Source organism: Vulcaniibacterium tengchongense (assembly GCF_003814555.1).
GTDB classification, from domain to species: domain Bacteria; phylum Pseudomonadota; class Gammaproteobacteria; order Xanthomonadales; family Xanthomonadaceae; genus Vulcaniibacterium; species Vulcaniibacterium tengchongense.
Genome location: NZ_RKQN01000001.1, coordinates 690,822 through 705,443 on the forward strand (window position 1 = coordinate 690,822; position 14,622 = coordinate 705,443).

Annotated in this window: 16 protein-coding genes and 1 tRNA gene; 4 read left to right on the forward strand and 13 right to left on the reverse strand. The window is 73.4% G+C overall.

Going from position 1 to position 14,622, the window contains the following annotated elements; translation table 11 throughout:
- Positions 1–31 precede the first annotated feature (31 nt).
- Complete coding sequence (locus EDC50_RS03190; RefSeq protein WP_123769006.1) at positions 32–2,161, forward strand: TonB-dependent siderophore receptor; 2,130 nt, start codon at positions 32–34, stop codon at positions 2,159–2,161.
- Between the two features lie 132 nt (positions 2,162–2,293).
- Here the strand turns inward: EDC50_RS03190 and EDC50_RS03195 are convergent, their stop codons facing one another.
- Positions 2,294–3,076: an NRDE family protein gene (locus tag EDC50_RS03195; RefSeq protein ID WP_123769007.1), complete on the reverse strand. Its 783-nt coding sequence runs from the start codon at positions 3,074–3,076 to the stop codon at positions 2,294–2,296.
- Positions 3,077–3,241: 165 nt separating this feature from the next.
- Here EDC50_RS03195 and EDC50_RS03200 point away from each other — a divergent pair, with 165 nt between their 5' ends.
- Both EDC50_RS03200 and EDC50_RS03205 read left to right on the forward strand, forming a co-directional pair.
- Positions 3,242–3,448, forward strand: coding sequence for a hypothetical protein (locus EDC50_RS03200; protein WP_123769008.1), 207 nt, complete (start codon positions 3,242–3,244; stop codon positions 3,446–3,448).
- A gap of 172 nt (positions 3,449–3,620) precedes the next feature.
- The gene (locus EDC50_RS03205) at positions 3,621–4,607 is read left to right on the forward strand and encodes an NAD-dependent epimerase/dehydratase family protein (protein ID WP_123769009.1); all 987 of its coding nucleotides are present in this window, start codon (positions 3,621–3,623) and stop codon (positions 4,605–4,607) included.
- Between the two features lie 285 nt (positions 4,608–4,892).
- Here EDC50_RS03205 and EDC50_RS16290 read toward each other — a convergent pair whose 3' ends face one another.
- From EDC50_RS16290 to EDC50_RS03235, 7 genes are all read right to left on the reverse strand, one after another.
- Positions 4,893–5,045, reverse strand: a complete 153-nt coding sequence (locus EDC50_RS16290; protein ID WP_158635675.1) for a hypothetical protein — start codon at positions 5,043–5,045, stop codon at positions 4,893–4,895.
- A gap of 25 nt (positions 5,046–5,070) precedes the next feature.
- Complete coding sequence (locus EDC50_RS03210) at positions 5,071–5,256, reverse strand: hypothetical protein (protein ID WP_123769010.1); 186 nt, start codon at positions 5,254–5,256, stop codon at positions 5,071–5,073.
- Positions 5,257–5,376: 120 nt separating this feature from the next.
- Positions 5,377–5,463: transfer RNA gene (locus EDC50_RS03215), tRNA-Leu, on the reverse strand.
- Between the two features lie 48 nt (positions 5,464–5,511).
- Complete coding sequence (locus EDC50_RS03220) at positions 5,512–5,964, reverse strand: DUF2214 family protein (RefSeq protein ID WP_123769011.1); 453 nt, start codon at positions 5,962–5,964, stop codon at positions 5,512–5,514.
- A gap of 287 nt (positions 5,965–6,251) precedes the next feature.
- On the reverse strand, positions 6,252–7,022 hold the full coding sequence (gene tam, locus EDC50_RS03225) for a trans-aconitate 2-methyltransferase (RefSeq protein ID WP_123769012.1): 771 nt from the start codon (positions 7,020–7,022) through the stop codon (positions 6,252–6,254).
- A 100-nt stretch (positions 7,023–7,122) separates the two neighbouring features.
- A complete protein-coding gene (locus tag EDC50_RS03230; RefSeq protein WP_123769013.1) occupies positions 7,123–7,719 on the reverse strand; it encodes a cysteine dioxygenase family protein in 597 nt (198 codons plus the stop codon).
- 132 nt (positions 7,720–7,851) lie between these two features.
- Positions 7,852–8,709 (reverse strand): AraC family transcriptional regulator, encoded by an 858-nt coding sequence (locus tag EDC50_RS03235; RefSeq protein WP_242002986.1) that lies wholly within the window; start codon positions 8,707–8,709, stop codon positions 7,852–7,854.
- A gap of 130 nt (positions 8,710–8,839) precedes the next feature.
- On the opposite strand from EDC50_RS03235, the gene EDC50_RS03240 reads away from it, so the two are divergent.
- Positions 8,840–9,178 carry a DUF3224 domain-containing protein gene (locus EDC50_RS03240; RefSeq protein WP_338419791.1) on the forward strand — a complete coding sequence of 113 codons (339 nt, stop codon included), beginning with the start codon at positions 8,840–8,842 and terminating at the stop codon, positions 9,176–9,178.
- A 107-nt stretch (positions 9,179–9,285) separates the two neighbouring features.
- Here the strand turns inward: EDC50_RS03240 and metX are convergent, their stop codons facing one another.
- The 5 genes from metX to EDC50_RS03265 form a co-directional block, all read right to left on the reverse strand.
- Positions 9,286–10,422 (reverse strand): homoserine O-acetyltransferase MetX, encoded by a 1,137-nt coding sequence (gene metX / locus EDC50_RS03245; RefSeq protein ID WP_123769014.1) that lies wholly within the window; start codon positions 10,420–10,422, stop codon positions 9,286–9,288.
- Positions 10,423–10,534: 112 nt separating this feature from the next.
- Positions 10,535–11,554 (reverse strand): tetratricopeptide repeat protein, encoded by a 1,020-nt coding sequence (locus tag EDC50_RS03250; protein WP_123769015.1) that lies wholly within the window; start codon positions 11,552–11,554, stop codon positions 10,535–10,537.
- The gene (locus EDC50_RS03255) at positions 11,554–11,997 is read right to left on the reverse strand and encodes a cytochrome c-type biogenesis protein (protein WP_170167599.1); all 444 of its coding nucleotides are present in this window, start codon (positions 11,995–11,997) and stop codon (positions 11,554–11,556) included. Before EDC50_RS03255 ends, EDC50_RS03250 begins: the two co-directional genes overlap by 1 nt.
- A 47-nt stretch (positions 11,998–12,044) precedes the next feature.
- Positions 12,045–12,608, reverse strand: coding sequence for a DsbE family thiol:disulfide interchange protein (locus EDC50_RS03260; protein ID WP_123769016.1), 564 nt, complete (start codon positions 12,606–12,608; stop codon positions 12,045–12,047).
- Entirely contained in the window at positions 12,605–14,608 is a 2,004-nt protein-coding gene (locus EDC50_RS03265) for a heme lyase CcmF/NrfE family subunit (protein WP_123769017.1), read from the reverse strand. Before EDC50_RS03265 ends, EDC50_RS03260 begins: the two co-directional genes overlap by 4 nt.
- Between the last annotated feature and the right edge of the window lie 14 nt (positions 14,609–14,622).

Below are 14,622 nucleotides of genomic sequence, written 5' to 3' on the forward strand. Positions count from 1 at the left end.
TCGCGCCCCCGATCCACGCCCGGAACGCTCCATGCCCGCATCGAAACGCCGCCTCCTGACCTGGTCGCTGCTCGCGCCGAGCGCGCTGGCCGCGGCCGTCGCTCATGCCCAGTCCGCCGATCCGGAGGCCGAGCGCCGAGCCAAGGACCTGGACGGCGTGGTGGTGGTCGCCGAGCGCGCGATCACCGCGACCAAGACCGACACCGCCGTGGTCGACACCCCGCAGGCGATCAGCGTGGTCGCCGCCGACCTGTTCGCCGACCGCGGCGCGCTCAACCTGCAGGAGACGCTGCGCTACAGCGCGGGCGTCGCCGCCGAAGCCTACGGCCTGGACACGCGCTCGGACGCGATGCTGGTGCGCGGGCTGGCGCCGGTCGAATTCCACGACGGCATGCGCAAGGTCTACAACTACAGCCCGCTGCCGCGCGTGGAGGTGTATTCGCTGGACCGCGTCGAACTGCTGCGCGGCCCCTCGTCGGTGCTGTACGGGCAGGGCGCCAGCGGCGGCATCGTCAACAGCGTCAGCAAGCTGCCGCAACCGACCTTCCAGGGCGAGGTCGGCGCGCAGTTCGGCCGCTTCGACCGCAAGCAGCTGCAGTTCGACGTCACCGGCGCGCTGAACGAGGCCGGCACGGTCTACGGCCGGCTGGTTGGCGTCGGCCGCGACAGCGGCATGCAGACCGACGGGGTCTCGGACGACCGCCTGTTCCTGTCGCCGTCGATCACCTGGGACATCGGTACGGACACGCGCCTGACGCTGCTGGCGCTGTACCAGCGCGACCGCACCGCCTCCAGCCAGCAGTTCCTGCCGGTGGCGGCGACCCTGCAGGCGCCGCCCGGCCGCCGCCTCGACGCGTCCACCTTCCTCGGCGACGCGGACGTCGACAAGCTCGACGCGCGCCAGGCCAGCCTGACCGCGCTGTTCGAGCACCGCTTCGCCGATGCGCTGACCTGGCGCAGCAGCCTGCGCTACGTCGACGCCGGAACCACGTTCCAGGAGCTGTACCCCGACACCTACAGCAACCCGGCGGACCCGTTCATCGACGCCGGGGATCGCCTGCTCAACCGCATCTATTACGCGATCAAGCCGGACTTCCGCATCCTCACCAGCGACAACTCGCTGCAATGGGACGTCCGGACCGGCGTGTTCCGGCACAAGCTGCTGTTCGGCGTGGACTACAGCGACTTCCGCCAGCGCTCGTGGTCGGCCGGCTGCGACGCCACCGCCGATCCGGGCGTGTGCACCATCACGCCGATCGACATCTACGACCCGGTCTCCCGCGGCATCGTGCTGCCGGCGTACCAGCGCGACCCGAACCAACGCAACACCCAGGTGGGGCTGTACGCGCAGGACCAGATCGACTGGGGCGAGCGGCTGTCGCTGGTGCTGGGCCTGCGCCGCGACCGAGCGCGTTCCCGGACCCAAGGCTCGCCGGTGCAGACCGACGAGGCCACCACCTACCGCATCGGCGTGATCGGCGACGCCGGCGCCCATCTCTCCCCCTACGTCAGCTATTCCGAATCGTTCCTGCCGGTCGCCGGCCTGGACTTCTACAACAACGCGCTCCAGCCGCAGCGCGGGCGCCAGGTCGAGGCGGGCGTGAAGTGGAATCCGGCGCGCAACGCGCTGGTCACCGCCAACGTGTTCCGCATCGTCGAGACCAACCGGCCGACCAACGACCCGGACAATCCGGTCAACGTCGTCCAGACCGGCGAGCTGCGTTCGCGCGGCTTCGAGCTGGAAGCGGCCTACGCCTTCGGCCCGCAGATTGAGCTCACCGCCAGCTACGCCTACAACGACGCCGAGGTTACCCGCAGCAACTATCCGGCGGAGATCGGGGTGCAGTTGGGCGACGTGCCCAAGCACCTGGCCTCGCTGTGGGCGAGCAAGCGCTTCGAGCTGGGCGCGGCCGGGCTGCGCCTGGGCCTCGGCGGCCGCTACGTCGGCTCGACCCTGTCCACCGGCGCCGCGGGCTCGCTGCGCACGCCCAGCTACACCGTGGCCGACGCCCTGGCCGCGGTCGAATGGTCGCAGTGGTCGTTCGCGCTGAACGTGACCAACCTGTTCGACAAGGAGTACTTCGCGCCCTGCCGCGTGTTCGGCGACTGCTTCACCGGGCTCGGCCGCAACGTGGTGGGCACCGTCCGCTACCGCTTCTGAGGGACCCGGCGGCTGCGGCGGAGTTCGCAGGAAATCCGGGCCTTCCGCCACGAGAGGGGAAACCTCCTTCCCTCGCCGCGAGAGCAGATCCCCTCTCCCGCCGGCGGGAGAGGGGGCCGGGGTGGGGGAGGCTCAGCGCAAATCCACCCGCGCCCGCGTCCGTCCCCATGGTGCGCCGTCCGGCCCGTAGCGCTGCTCGACGAACACGATCGCCTCCGCATCGACCAGCACCACGCTACTGCAGCGCGTGCCGTAGACCGGATCGCGCACGAACGGGGGCGACAGGCGCCGTTCCAGGGCCAGGCCGACGCCGGTGTCGGGCAGCGCCTCGTCGGGCGCCGGCGTGGTGTCGGCCAGCGCCTCGAGCAGCGGCGCCAGCGCGGCATCGTCCGGGTCGCCCCCGGCGGGCGCCCGCGCCAGCCAAGCCGACAGCGCGGCGGTCGCGCGCGTGCTCTTCGGCCACGGCGCGTCGAAGGCGCCGTTGGACATCGCGTGCAACCCGGGCGCCACGTCGTGCCAATGGGCCTGCGGATGATTGCTGGCGAAGCCCAGCGCGTGCCCGTCCCACGCGAGCAGGTTGAAGCGGCCGTAGGCGCCGGCGCGCCCGACGAGCGCCTGCAGGAATCCCGGCGCGGTTTCGGCGCCGGCGGCGAAGCCCCGCACCAGTTCGCCGCGCGAACGCGTCCCGCTCTCGCCGCGTCCGGCGCGGACGTTGGTGAGCGCCGCCAGCCGGCCGCGGCGCGAGACCAGCAGCCAACCGCCGCCGGCGCGCAGGTCGCGGCCGCCGTACAGGTCGGGCGCGTCCGGGTCGAAGCCGGCCGCGGCGGTGGGGCGGTCGTGCGCCTCGTCGCGGTTGGCGATCAGCGCCAGGCGGTAGCGCGGGTGGACCTGCCAGGCGACGGCGATCAGGCACATGGGGACGGCATCCGGGTGGGTCAGAAAAATCCTACAAGCCCGTCGGTGCCTGGCCGACTGCGACCGGCGGCGGCGCCGGGCAGGCTAGGCGCATCGCCCATCGCCGGTGCGGACTGCGTCGGCCCAACTGCGTTCGGAGGGGGCCGGGCGCGATCGGAGAATGCCATGTATCGCGTCGAAGTTTCGCATCAGGACGGCGTCCGCCTGGCCCAGAGCATCGCCGAGACCGCGGTCGAGTACGGCACCGCCGAGGCGGCGCTGGCCGCGGTGCTGCCGCAAGCCAAGCGCCAGGCCGAGGACCTCGGCAGGGGGCTGTGGCTGCGCATCTACGACGAGCGTTCGCGCGTGGTGTTCGGCACCTTGCTGCCCTGAGGTCAGCCTCGGCGCTTCGGACGAGGGCGATGGCACGGCATCGTTTCGGCTCTCGCGTGCCGCGCCTGCGCATCGGCGGCTCCGCGCCGGGTGTCGGCGCACCGCGCGCCCGCGCTCGTGGGGGCGGCCACGCGCGGGCTAGAATTCCGGCCTGATCATTCGGGGGCGTGCGATGAGGGTCCTGGTCACCGGTACGTCCGGCCATCTCGGCGAGGCGCTCGCGCGCACGCTGCGCGATGCCGGGCGCGAGGTCGTCGGCCTCGACGTGCTGCCCGGCGCCTACACCAGCCATGTGGGCTCGATCGTCGACCGCGGCTTCGTCGCGCGCGCGATGCGCGGCGCGCAGGCCGTGTTCCATGCGGCGACGCTGCACAAGCCGCACATCGCCACGCACCGGCGCCAGGACTTCGTCGACGTCAACGTCACCGGCACGCTCAATCTGCTCGAGGAAGCGGCCGCGGCCGGGGTGCGCGCCTTCGTCTATACCAGCACCACCAGTGTGTTCGGCGACGCGCTGGTCCCGCCCGCCGGCGCGCCCGCCGCCTGGGTTACCGAGGACCTGGCGCCGGTGCCGAAGAACATCTACGGCGTCAGCAAGGCCGCGGCCGAGGACTTGTGCCAGCTGTTCCACCGCAACCAGCGCCTGGCCTGCATCGTCCTGCGCACGTCGCGCTTCTTCCCCGAGGAGGACGACGACCGCGGCGCGCGGGAGCGCTATGCCGACGCCAACCTCAAGCTCAACGAGTACCTGCACCGGCGCGTCGACATCGAAGACGTGGTCGAGGCCCATCTGCTCGCGGCCGAGCGCGCGCCGGCGCTGGGCTTCCGCCGCTACATCGTCAGCGCCACGACGCCGTTCCTGCCCGAGGACACGGCCGAATTGCGCGTCGACGCCGAACGGGTGGTGCGCCGGCGCGTGCCCGAATACGCCGAAGAATACGCGCGCCGCGGCTGGCGCCTGCCGCCGCGCCTGGACCGCGTGTACGTCAACGAGCGCGCCCGCCGCGAGCTCGGCTGGCGCCCGCGCTACGACTTCCGCCATCTGCTCGAGCGCCTGCGCTTGGGCGAGGACTACCGCAGCCCGCTGGCGCGGCAGGTCGGCGCCAAGGGCTACCACATCGAGCGCTTCGCCGACGGGCCGTATCCGGTCGAGTGCTGAGCCGCCAGGCAGCGGCGGCGTCGCGAACGTCGCCGGCGGCGCATCGCGTTGGAACGGGCGCGTGCCTCGGCACAACCGCGGAACTCCAGGCCGCGTCCGGCGGTGCCGATGGAGCGATGGAGGCACCGAACAGGCCGGGCGAAGAGCGCGCCGATCTTGTCGCGCGTGGCACGGGAGAGAGCTCCGGACGCCGGTCGCTGAAACCTCCGCCTGGGCGGCCGTATGGCGAGCTCATCGTGCCTCGCGATGCGTGCGACGGGTGGGGCGCACGGCCCCGCCGCGGGCTCATCCGGTCGCGGCAGGCGCCGGCCCCGGCCGCGCCTGCGCGCCGGTGCGCGCCGCGTCCGGCGAGGGATTCTGCAGCGGTGCCGCCTCGCGACTGTTCAGATACGCGTATGCGACCAGGGCGGCGAGCAGGATCGCGATCATCAGGATCACGATGTGGCGCGTTTTCATGGTCGCCTCAGCGCCGCTTGCGATCGCCGCGGTCGCCCTGGCCGGACGCGACTTCGGTCTTGGCGGCGCGGCGCCGGTCCTGGGCCAGGGAGCGGCCGAGATCGTCGGACTCGACGATCCGGCCCTTGTCGTCGCGGCGGATCAGCCGCTTGTCGCCGTTCGGCGCGATCAGTTCCCGCTTGCTCGATGCCATGGGGAGACTCCTTCGGCAGAGCCTCCATCGTCCGACGGACGCGGTGAACGCCGGGAGAAGCGACCCGGCGCAAGCCGCGCGAAAACGAAAGCCCGCGATCGCTCGCGGGCTTCGACGTCATGGTGCCGGAAGTGGGACTCGAACCCACACGCTTTTAAGGGCGGCGGATTTTGAGTCCGCTGCGTCTACCGATTCCGCCATTCCGGCGCGGGGCCCAGTATAGCGAAGCGGCGCGGCCGGGACAGCCGCGCGCGCTCACAGGCCGCCGTGGCGGGCCATCGCGGCGGCGAACACGAAGATCGCGGCGACCAGCAGCAGTTCGAAGCGGACCACGCCGCGCATCTTCGCGACCTCGGCGGCGTCGGGCAGGAAGCCGGGATTCGCCGCCAGCGCCTTGCGCCAGCGCAGGAAGCGCAGGGTCGGCAGGATCGACAGCAGGCCGACCAGCACGAACGCGCCGAGCTTGGCGTGGAACCACGGGTTGTGGGCGTAGAAGTCCCAGCCCTTGATGCCGAACAGCAGGCGCGAGGCGCCGACGACCAGCAGCAGCATCGCGCTCAGGCCGTAGCCCAGGTCGATTCCAGCCAGGCGCTGCATCGCGGCGCGGTCGAGCGCGCCGCGCAGCAGCACCGCCTCGGCCACCAGCATCGCGACCAGGCCGAAGAACAGCAGATGGTGCAGGGCGGCGAGGAGGAAGTCGGTCAGCATCGTCGCGGTTCCGTCGTGGAGGGTTGCGGCACGCTAAACCGCGGCCGTGCCGGGGCCAAGTGCCGGAATTCACCTCGCGCGCACGAGCGCCGCGCCGGCGCCGGAATCCGCGCTCCGGCGGCGCTTGCCCGTCCGGCCGCGCAGCCGCGGGCAAGCGCGGTTGCGGCACGTCGCTCCACCATGGCCGGGCGCGCCGACGCGCACCGGCTCGTTGGCGTAACCGCAGGGGCGGCCCGGCTTCGGCCGCGGCAAGGGCGGCGCACGGGCGATTCGCGTGCGGGGGCCGCTCAGCGTTCGGCGACCAGGAATAAGCGCCGGAACGGGAACAGCACGCGTCCGTCCGCCTGCGCCGGGTAGGCCTCGGCGAGGCGCGCGCGGTATTCGGCCAGGTAGGCCGCCCGTTCCTCGTCGCCGAGCGGCGCGAGGAACGGCCGCAGGCCGGTGCCCTGCACCCATTCGACGATGCCGTCGACGCCGTCGAGCACATGGCGGTAGGTCGTGTGCCACAGGTCGATACGGCGGCACAGCGGCGCCAGCGCGTCGTAGTAGCCGCCGGGTGCGGCCAGAACGTCGCGCGCGCCGGCGGCGCCGGCGAGCTTGCCGGCCCAGGGGCCGGCCGCGGCGGTGTCGCGCATCAGCCGGTGCGAGGGCGCGTCCAGGTTGTCGGGCATCTGCACGGCGAGCACGCCGCCGGCGGGCAGGGCCTCGACCAGGCGCCGCAGCACGGCGAGATGGTCCGGCACCCACTGGAACACGGCATTGGCGAACAGCAGGTCGGTGCCCGCCGGCGGCGCCCAGGCGGACAGGTCGGCCTGGACGAAGCCCACCCGCGGCAGCCGCTCGCGGGCCTGGCGCAGCATGTCCGGCGAGGCGTCGACGCCGAGGATCGCGGCTTCCGGGAAGCGCTCGGCCAGCAGCTCGGTCGAGTTGCCGGGGCCGCAGCCCAGGTCGGCGATGCGCCGGAACGGCCGCGGCGGCACCTGCGCGAGCAGGTCGCGCGCGGGGCGGGTGCGTTCCCGCTCGAACTTCAGGTATTGGCGCGCGTTCCAGTCGTGCATCGCGGTTCCTGTCCGCGGGGCTGGGCCGGCCGGGCCCGTGCCGGCGCAGCGGGGCGCCGCGCCGTCGCCGTGCACGGGCGGCGTGCCGCGACCGCGGCGCTCAGGCCGCGGCGTCGGTCCGCAGGGTTTTGGCGACGCGCGAGAACCACTCGCCCTCTTCGGGCAGGTACATCGAGCAGCACTCCATCGGCGCCTGGTAGATGTGCAGCGACACGGCGACGGCATCGTCGCTGGCGTTGCGGATGGTGTGGTACTCGTGCGGCGGGATCAGGCTGCCCGCGCTGCCCGGGCCGGCGTGCATGCCGCCGGCGGCGCGGAAGCGGAAGCGTTCGCCTTCGCGCTCGAGCAGCTCGTACTGGGTGATCTCCAGTTCGCCGTCCCACACGCCCTCCACGCACCACAGGCCGGCGTGGTCGTGCACCGGCGTGCCCTGGCCGGGGCCCCAGGTCATCGCCACCACGCTGTAGCCGTGCTCGGGGCTGCGGTACAGCTCGCGGCGGGCGTAGTGGTCGGCGATCGGCGCGTACACGCAGTCGGGCAGGCGCACGCTGCGGGTGCGGATCATCCCGCACAAGGCGCCGCGCAGGGCGGCGGTGACAGCGTGGCCGTCGCCGGCGGCGACCGCCTCGTCGAGCGCGGCGACCAGCCGGTCGCGATCCGGGAAAGCGGTGGGCGGAAGGGCGGCGACGGCGTTCATGCGGCCGATTCTACGCCGATCGTCGCAAAAGAAACCTTTTCCGAGCGACGCGCTACCAGCGGGCCCGGTAGCGCGCGCGCCGCATTGTGCGCTGCGACATCGCGTGTGCGATCGCCTGCACGAAACGCGCGCTCAGCCGCGCAGGTACTCGCCGGGCGAGCGCCCGACCAGGCGGCGGAAGTCGCGGATGAAATGCGCCTGGTCGAAATAGCCCAGTTCGAGCGCCAGCCGCGTCCCGTCGGCCGCGTCGCCGCAGGCCAGGCGCTCGAGCGCTTGGTGCAGGCGATAGCGCTGGATCACCCACTTGGGGCCGATGCCGACGTAATCGTTGAACAGGCGCTGCAGCGTGCGCGGGGCGGTGCCGAACGCCTCGGCGGCCTGTTCGACGCGCAGCAGGTCGCGCTCGCGCTCGATCCGCGCGACCAGTTCGGCGATGCGCTCCGCGACCGGGTCGGGCGGCGGGCGGATCGGCTCGAGGAAGCGCACCGCCGCCTGGACCTGCCGCGCGTCGTCCTCGCCCGCGGCGGCGAGGTCGCGCAGCAGCGCGGCGGGGTCGACGCCCAGCGCTTCCTCCAGCGGCAGGCTGCGGTCGCGCAAGGTCGAGACCGGTTTGCCGAGCAGGCCGCGGAACGCACCGGCGCGGAACTTGATGCCGAACACGCCGCCGCGCCCGCGCAGCTCCCGCACGAAGCGGCCGCGCTGCACACCGTACAGCCGCGCCTGGCCGCCCTCGACGACCAGGTGCACGTTCGGGTGCGGCAGGGTCTCGCGCGTCTGCGGCGGGTTGCCCTGCAGCTCCCAGCGAATGATCCAGAAGTGCTGGACCAGGCCGGCCAGCGCCGGCGGCGGGGCCAGGCGGGCGTGGTGGAAACGCCCCGGCGCCGGCCGGTGGCGCAGGATGCCGCGCGCGGGGCCGACCGTGCTCATGCGCGCCGCGCGCGGCGGGTTTTTCCAATCCGGCGCGTCGCGGATGTGTTCGAATGCGGGCACGTCCGCCGCCGAGGTGCCGCCAGGCCCGCCGCGTCCGCACGCCGCGGCGCGCTCGCCGCCTGGTTGCTCGCGGTTGCGTTCGCGCCGCTCGCGCGCGCCGGCGGCCGGATCGATGCCCAAGGAGCCCACCATGCGTCAGGTCAACGGAACGTTCGAGGTCAAGGTTACACCGCAGCAGCCCGACAACGCGCCGGCACAGGCGGCCGGCATCGGCCGCATGTCGCTGCAGAAGCGCTTCCACGGCCCGCTGCAGGCGACCGGCCAGGGGGAGATGCTGTACGCGGGCGACGGCACCACGTCCGGCGCCTACGTTGCGATCGAGAAGGTCGAAGGTACGCTCGATGGGCGCGAGGGCGGCTTCGCGCTGGTCCACCACGCGCTGATGAACCGCGGCAAGCCGGAGGCCTGGACGGTGACGGTGGTGCCGATTCGGGAACGGGCCAGCTCGCCGGCCTGTCGGGCGCGATGACGATCACCATCGCTGACGGCCCGCATTATTACGACTTCCGCTACGCGCTGGACGCCGCCGCGGCCGGGCGGGCGCCTTCGGACAAGTAGGCGCTTTCGCGGGCCGCGCTACAGCGAATCGAGGAAGCCGCGCACCGCCGGGCCGAAGCGGCCGATGTCGACCAGGAAGGCGTCGTGCCCCTGCGGCGAGTCCAGCGGCAGGAAGCGCGCGTCGGCGCCGCCGGCGCGCAGGCCCTCGGCGATCTCCTCCTGCTGCTGCAACGGGAACAGGATGTCGGTGTGCACGCCGATCGCCAGCGCCTTCTCGACCGGGATCGTCGCCAGGCCGGCGCGCACGTCGGCCTCGCCGTTGCCGCAGCGCCCGGCGCAGTATTCGCCGAGGTCGAACCAGTCCATCGAGCGGCTCAGGTACAGGTAGCAGTTCGGGTCGAAGCGGCGCACGAAGCGGCGGGCGTGGCCTTCGAGGTAGCTTTCGACCTCGAACTCCAGGCCGAACGGATCGTCGTCCGGGCGGCGGTCGGAATCCAGCCGCACCCGGCCGAAGCGGCCGTCCCACTCCAGCGCCGAACGGTAGGTGATCACGCCCAGCTTGCGCGCCATGCGCATGCCCGACTCGGGATAGCGCCGCTCGTCGTAGCGGCCGTGGTTCCAGTTCGGATCCAGCCGGATCGCCTCGCGCTGCAGCGAGCGGATCGCGATCGAGAACGGCAGCGCGCGGGCCGCGCCGGAGACGTTGATGTGGTGGCGGGCGAGCCCCGGATGGCGCAGCAGGAACGCGAGCGCGGTCATGCCGCCCATCGAATTGCCGATCACGCAGGCCAGCCGTTCGATGCCCAGCCCGCGCACCACGTGCGCGGCGGCGTCGGCGCCGTCCTCGACCGAGAGCTCCGGGAAATCCAGGCGGTACGGTTCGCCGGTGGCCGGGTTCGGCGACGCCGGACCGGTCGAGCCCTTGCAGCTGCCGAGCGAGTTCACGCAGATCACGAACCAGCGCGCGGTGTCGATCGGCTTGCCCGGGCCGAGCATCGGCTCCCACCAGCCGGGCTCCGGATTGGCCGGGCCGCTCGCCGCATGCGCGTCGGGCGAAAGCCCGGTGAGGATCAGGATCGCGTTGTCGCGCGCGGGCGAAAGCTCGCCCCAGGTCTCGTAGGCGATGCGCGCGCCGTGCAGCGCGCCGCCGCGCTTCATCGGGAACGGCGAGGGCAGCGGGAAGAAGCGGGTACCGGGCGGGATGAACTCGAACATAGGCGCCGGAGTGTAGCAACGCGCCCCGCGCTTGCCAGGCGCCGCGCGGAAAGGCGCATGCCGGCGAGCGCAACGCGTGGCCGCGCGCTCCCCGCGCGAGGGGGCGCGCGCATCACTCGACGACGCGGTCGATCCGCAGCGTGTACGCGGATTCGGCGCCGGGCTGCGCCGGCTGCGGTGCCGATTCGAGATCGCCGCGGCCGCGCTCGGCGGTGCCCGCCTGCGAGATGCGCGCCTGCAGCTGCACCTGGCGCAGCTGCGACAGTTTCAGCGTCGGCATCGGGCTGTCGCCATCGCCGAGTTCGACCGTGAGCGGGAAGCCGGTGGCGGGCAGGCGCTTGGCCGCCACCGGCATCGGCGGCCCGCCGGGCTGGCGGGCGAGCACGAACAGCGCGGCGTCGGCGCCGAGCCGGCCGCGCAGCTCCGGCGCGAGCTCGACGGTGACGCGCAGCAACGCCGGTGCGGCCTCCGCGGCCGCCGCCGCGGCGGGCGAGGCCGGCAGCGGCGGCAGGCCGGCATCGCGGCGCGCCGCGTCGATCTGCTGGCGCAGGCTGGATGCGGTGGCCGGGTCGGTCACGACGCCCAGCAGCGGCTCCCAGGTGCGCGCCGCCTCGGCGGGTTGCTGCGCCTGGCGCTGGGCGATGCCGAGGAACCAGCGCGCGCGCTGGTGCATCGGCTGCTGCTGCAGGGCGCGGCGCAGCATGGCCACGCCTTCCTCGTCGAAGCGCCGCTGCGGCGCGGCCAGGGCGCGCACTTCGGCGGCCTCGGCGAGCAGGTCGGGGTCGTCCGGCGCCAGCTTCAGCGCGCGCGCCAGCACATCGCGCGCGGCGTCGCCGCGGCCCTCGGCGAGATAGGCGCGGCCGAGCAGGCGCCAGCCTTCGATGCTGTTCGGCTCGCGCCGCAGCTGCGCTTCCAGTTGCGCGATCGCTTCGTCGAGCGTTTCCGGCGCCTTGCGCCGGGCCGGATCCAGCGCCTGCGGCGTGCCGATCGCGAAGTACAGCAGGCCCGCGGCGAGGGTGAGGCCGGCGACCGCGCCGAAGCCGGCGGCCGGCCGCGTGCGCCACAGCGGGCGCAGCACGTAGGCGAGCACGAGGACGGCCAGGGCGAGGCCGGCGAGAGCGAAGGCGGTCATCACCACTCCTGGTCCGGTTCGTCCGCCGGTGCGGGTTGCTGGCGGGCGTGCGCGGCGCGGCGGCGCACCGCCGCGACCACCCCCGCGCCGCCGGCCAGCAGCACCAGGGCCGGGCCGAACCACAGCAGCCAGGTCTTGGATTCGAGCTGCGGCCGGTACAGCACGAACTCGCCGTAGCGGGCGACGAGGAACGCCTCGATCTCGCGGTCGCTCTTGCCCTGCCGCATCAGGTCCAGCACTTCCCGGCGCAGGTCGACCGCGATCTGGGCGTTGGACTCGGCCAGCGACTGGTTCTGGCACATCACGCAGCGCAGTTCGGAGACCAGGGCGTGGAAGCGGCGTTCCTCGGCGGCGTCGCGGAACTGCGGGGGCGCGGCGTCGATCGCGGTCTGCGCGAGGGCCCAGGGCGCGGCGAGCAGCAGCGCGAGCAACCCGGCGCGCAGGCGCGCGGCCGGCGCGGCGCGGAACGGCAAGGGACGCGCACGGCCGGTCACAGCTTGCGCTCCCCGCCGCCGCGCTCGAGCTCCTCCAGCTTCGGCAGCAGTTCGTCGCGGATCACGTCGTCGGTCAGCGGGCCGACGTACTTCCAGCGCACGATGCCGGCGGCATCGACCAGGAAGGTCTCCGGCGCGCCGTAGATGCCCCAGTCGATCGCCGCCTGGCCGTCGTGGTCGACCAGCACCAGCCAGTAGGGATTGCCGAACCGCTCGAGCCAGCGCAGCGCGTCGGCGTGCTCGTCCTTCCAGTTGTAGCCGATCACGCGCAGGCGCTTGGTCTCGGCGAAGCGCGTCAGCACCGGGTGCTCGTCGCGGCAGGCCGGGCACCAGCTGCCCCAGACGTTGAGCAGGTAGGGCGCGCCGCGCAGCTCGTCCGAGGACACCAGCCGCCCCGGCTCGTGCAGCACCGGCAGCGAGAACGCCGGCGCCGGCTTGCCGATCAGCGGCGAGGGCAGGGCCGCGCGGTTCGGGTTGCGGCTCAGCCAGACGCCGGCGGCGAGCAGCGCGGCCAGGGCGGCGAACACCGCCAGCGGGATCCAACGCGACCGGGGGCTCATGCGGAATCTCCTTGCGCGCCGGGCGGAACGGGCGCGGCGGCGTCGCGCCGCGGGCGTTCGGCGGCGCCGGCCGGCTCGGCGCGGAAGCGCCGGTCGCCGGCGGCCACCAGCCCACCCAGCATCATCAGCAGCGCCCCCGCCCAGATCCAGCGCACGAACGGCTTGACGTGCACGCGCAGCGCCCAGGCGCCGCTGCCGAGCGGCTCGCCGAGGGCGACGTAGAGGTCGCGGGCCGGGCCGGGGTCGAGCGCCGCCTCGGTCATCACCTGGCCGCCGGCGTAGGTGCGTTTCTCCGGATGCAGCACCGTGAGCGGCGCGCCGTTCTCGAACACGGCGACGGTGCCGCGGTCGGCCTCGTAGTTGGGCCCCTGCGAATGCGCCGCGCCGTCGAAGCGGAATTCGTAGCGGCCCAGTTGCACCGTCTGCCCCGGCGCGAGGGCGACCTCGCGCTGCTGGTGCAGCGCTTCGGTCAGCAGGGCGCCGACCAGGAACACGGCGATGCCGAAATGCGCCAGGCTCATGCCGAGCATCTCCGCGGTGAGGCGGCGGCCGGCGCCGCGGTTGCGCAGCCGGGTCCAGAGGAAGCGCAGCGTGCCGGCGCCGACCCATACGGCGCCGAGTACGCCCGCGGCGACCTTCCAGGGCCCTTGCGGCGCGAGGAAGAACGCGGCCGCGGCGGCGGCCAGGGCCAGCCCCGCCCACGGCGCCAGCAGCGCCAGCGGCTTGGAGATCTGCTCGCGCTGCCAGCGGGTCAGCGGCCCGAGCGGCAGCAACGCCACCAGCGGCGCCATCAGCAGGGTGAACATCAGCGCGAAGTAGGGCGGCCCCACCGAGATCTTGCCCAGCTCCAGCGCGTCGGCGAGCAGCGGGTACAGCGTGCCGAGCAGGACCATCGCGCAGGCGCTGGTCAGCAGCAGGTTGTTGGCCAGCAGCAGGGTCTCGCGCGAGGCGGGCTCGAAATACTGCTTCGGATCCGGCTTGCCGGCGTCGTCCGCCGCCGGCGCGCGCAGCGCGTACAGCAGCAGCGAGCCGCCGATGACCAGGCCCAGGAACACCAGCACGAACAGGCCGCGGGTCGGGTCGGCGGCGAACGCGTGCACGCTGGTCAGCACCCCGGAGCGGACCAGGAAGGTGCCCAGCAGCGACAGCGAGAACGCGGCGATCGCCAGCAGCAGGGTCCAGCCGCGGAAGCTGCCGCGCTTTTCCGTCACCGCCTGCGAGTGCAGCAGCGCCGCGCCCGCCAGCCAGGGCATGAAGCTGGCGTTCTCGACCGGGTCCCAGAACCACCAGCCGCCCCAGCCCAGCTCGTAATACGCCCACCACGAGCCCAGCGCGATGCCGAGCGTCAGGAAGGCCCAGGCGATGTTGGTCCACGGCCGCGTCCAGCGCAGCCAGCGCGCGTCGATGCGGCCGTCGAGCAGCGCCGCGATCGCGAACGCGAACGGCACCGAGAAGCCGACGTAGCCGATGTACAGCATCGGCGGGTGCACGATCATGCCCGGGTCCTGCAGCAGCGGGTTCAGGTCGCGGCCCTCGGCCGCCGCCGGCAGCAGGCGCTGGAACGGGTTGCTGGTGAAGATCAGGAAGGCGAGGAAGCCGATCGCGACCACGCCCATCACCCCGAGCACGCGCGCGAGCACCGGCTCAGGCAGGCGTCGCGAGAAGCGCGCCACCGCCGCCGTCCACAGCGCCAGGATCAGCGCCCACAGCAGCAGCGAACCCTCGTGCGCGCCCCATACCGCGGTGTAGCGGTACACCAGCGGCAGCAGCGAGTTGCTGTTCTCGGCGACGTAGCGCAGGGAGAAGTCCTGGCCGACGAAGCCGCAGGTGAGGATCGCGAAGGCCAGCGCGACCAGCGCCAGCTGCGCGTACGCGGCCGGCCGCGCCACCGCCATCCACGCCGGGACCTGCTTCTGCGCGCCGGCCAGCGGCAGCGCCGCCTGCAGCACCGCCACCAGCAGCGCCAGGACCAGCGCGACCTGTCCGAGCTCAGCCCACATGCGTCGCGCTCCCG

Coding starts and splice junctions, on each gene's coding strand:
- EDC50_RS03190 (WP_123769006.1), top strand. CDS start 32: ATGCCCGCATCGAAACGCCGCCTCCTGACCTGGTCGCTGCTCGCGCCG.
- EDC50_RS03195 (WP_123769007.1), bottom strand. CDS start 3,076: ATGTGCCTGATCGCCGTCGCCTGGCAGGTCCACCCGCGCTACCGCCTG.
- EDC50_RS03200 (WP_123769008.1), top strand. CDS start 3,242: ATGTATCGCGTCGAAGTTTCGCATCAGGACGGCGTCCGCCTGGCCCAG.
- EDC50_RS03205 (WP_123769009.1), top strand. CDS start 3,621: ATGAGGGTCCTGGTCACCGGTACGTCCGGCCATCTCGGCGAGGCGCTC.
- EDC50_RS03210 (WP_123769010.1), bottom strand. CDS start 5,256: ATGGCATCGAGCAAGCGGGAACTGATCGCGCCGAACGGCGACAAGCGG.
- EDC50_RS03220 (WP_123769011.1), bottom strand. CDS start 5,964: ATGCTGACCGACTTCCTCCTCGCCGCCCTGCACCATCTGCTGTTCTTC.
- tam (WP_123769012.1), bottom strand. CDS start 7,022: ATGCACGACTGGAACGCGCGCCAATACCTGAAGTTCGAGCGGGAACGC.
- EDC50_RS03230 (WP_123769013.1), bottom strand. CDS start 7,719: ATGAACGCCGTCGCCGCCCTTCCGCCCACCGCTTTCCCGGATCGCGAC.
- EDC50_RS03240 (WP_338419791.1), top strand. CDS start 8,840: ATGCGTCAGGTCAACGGAACGTTCGAGGTCAAGGTTACACCGCAGCAG.
- metX (WP_123769014.1), bottom strand. CDS start 10,422: ATGTTCGAGTTCATCCCGCCCGGTACCCGCTTCTTCCCGCTGCCCTCG.
- EDC50_RS03250 (WP_123769015.1), bottom strand. CDS start 11,554: ATGACCGCCTTCGCTCTCGCCGGCCTCGCCCTGGCCGTCCTCGTGCTC.
- EDC50_RS03260 (WP_123769016.1), bottom strand. CDS start 12,608: ATGAGCCCCCGGTCGCGTTGGATCCCGCTGGCGGTGTTCGCCGCCCTG.
- EDC50_RS03265 (WP_123769017.1), bottom strand. CDS start 14,608: ATGTGGGCTGAGCTCGGACAGGTCGCGCTGGTCCTGGCGCTGCTGGTG.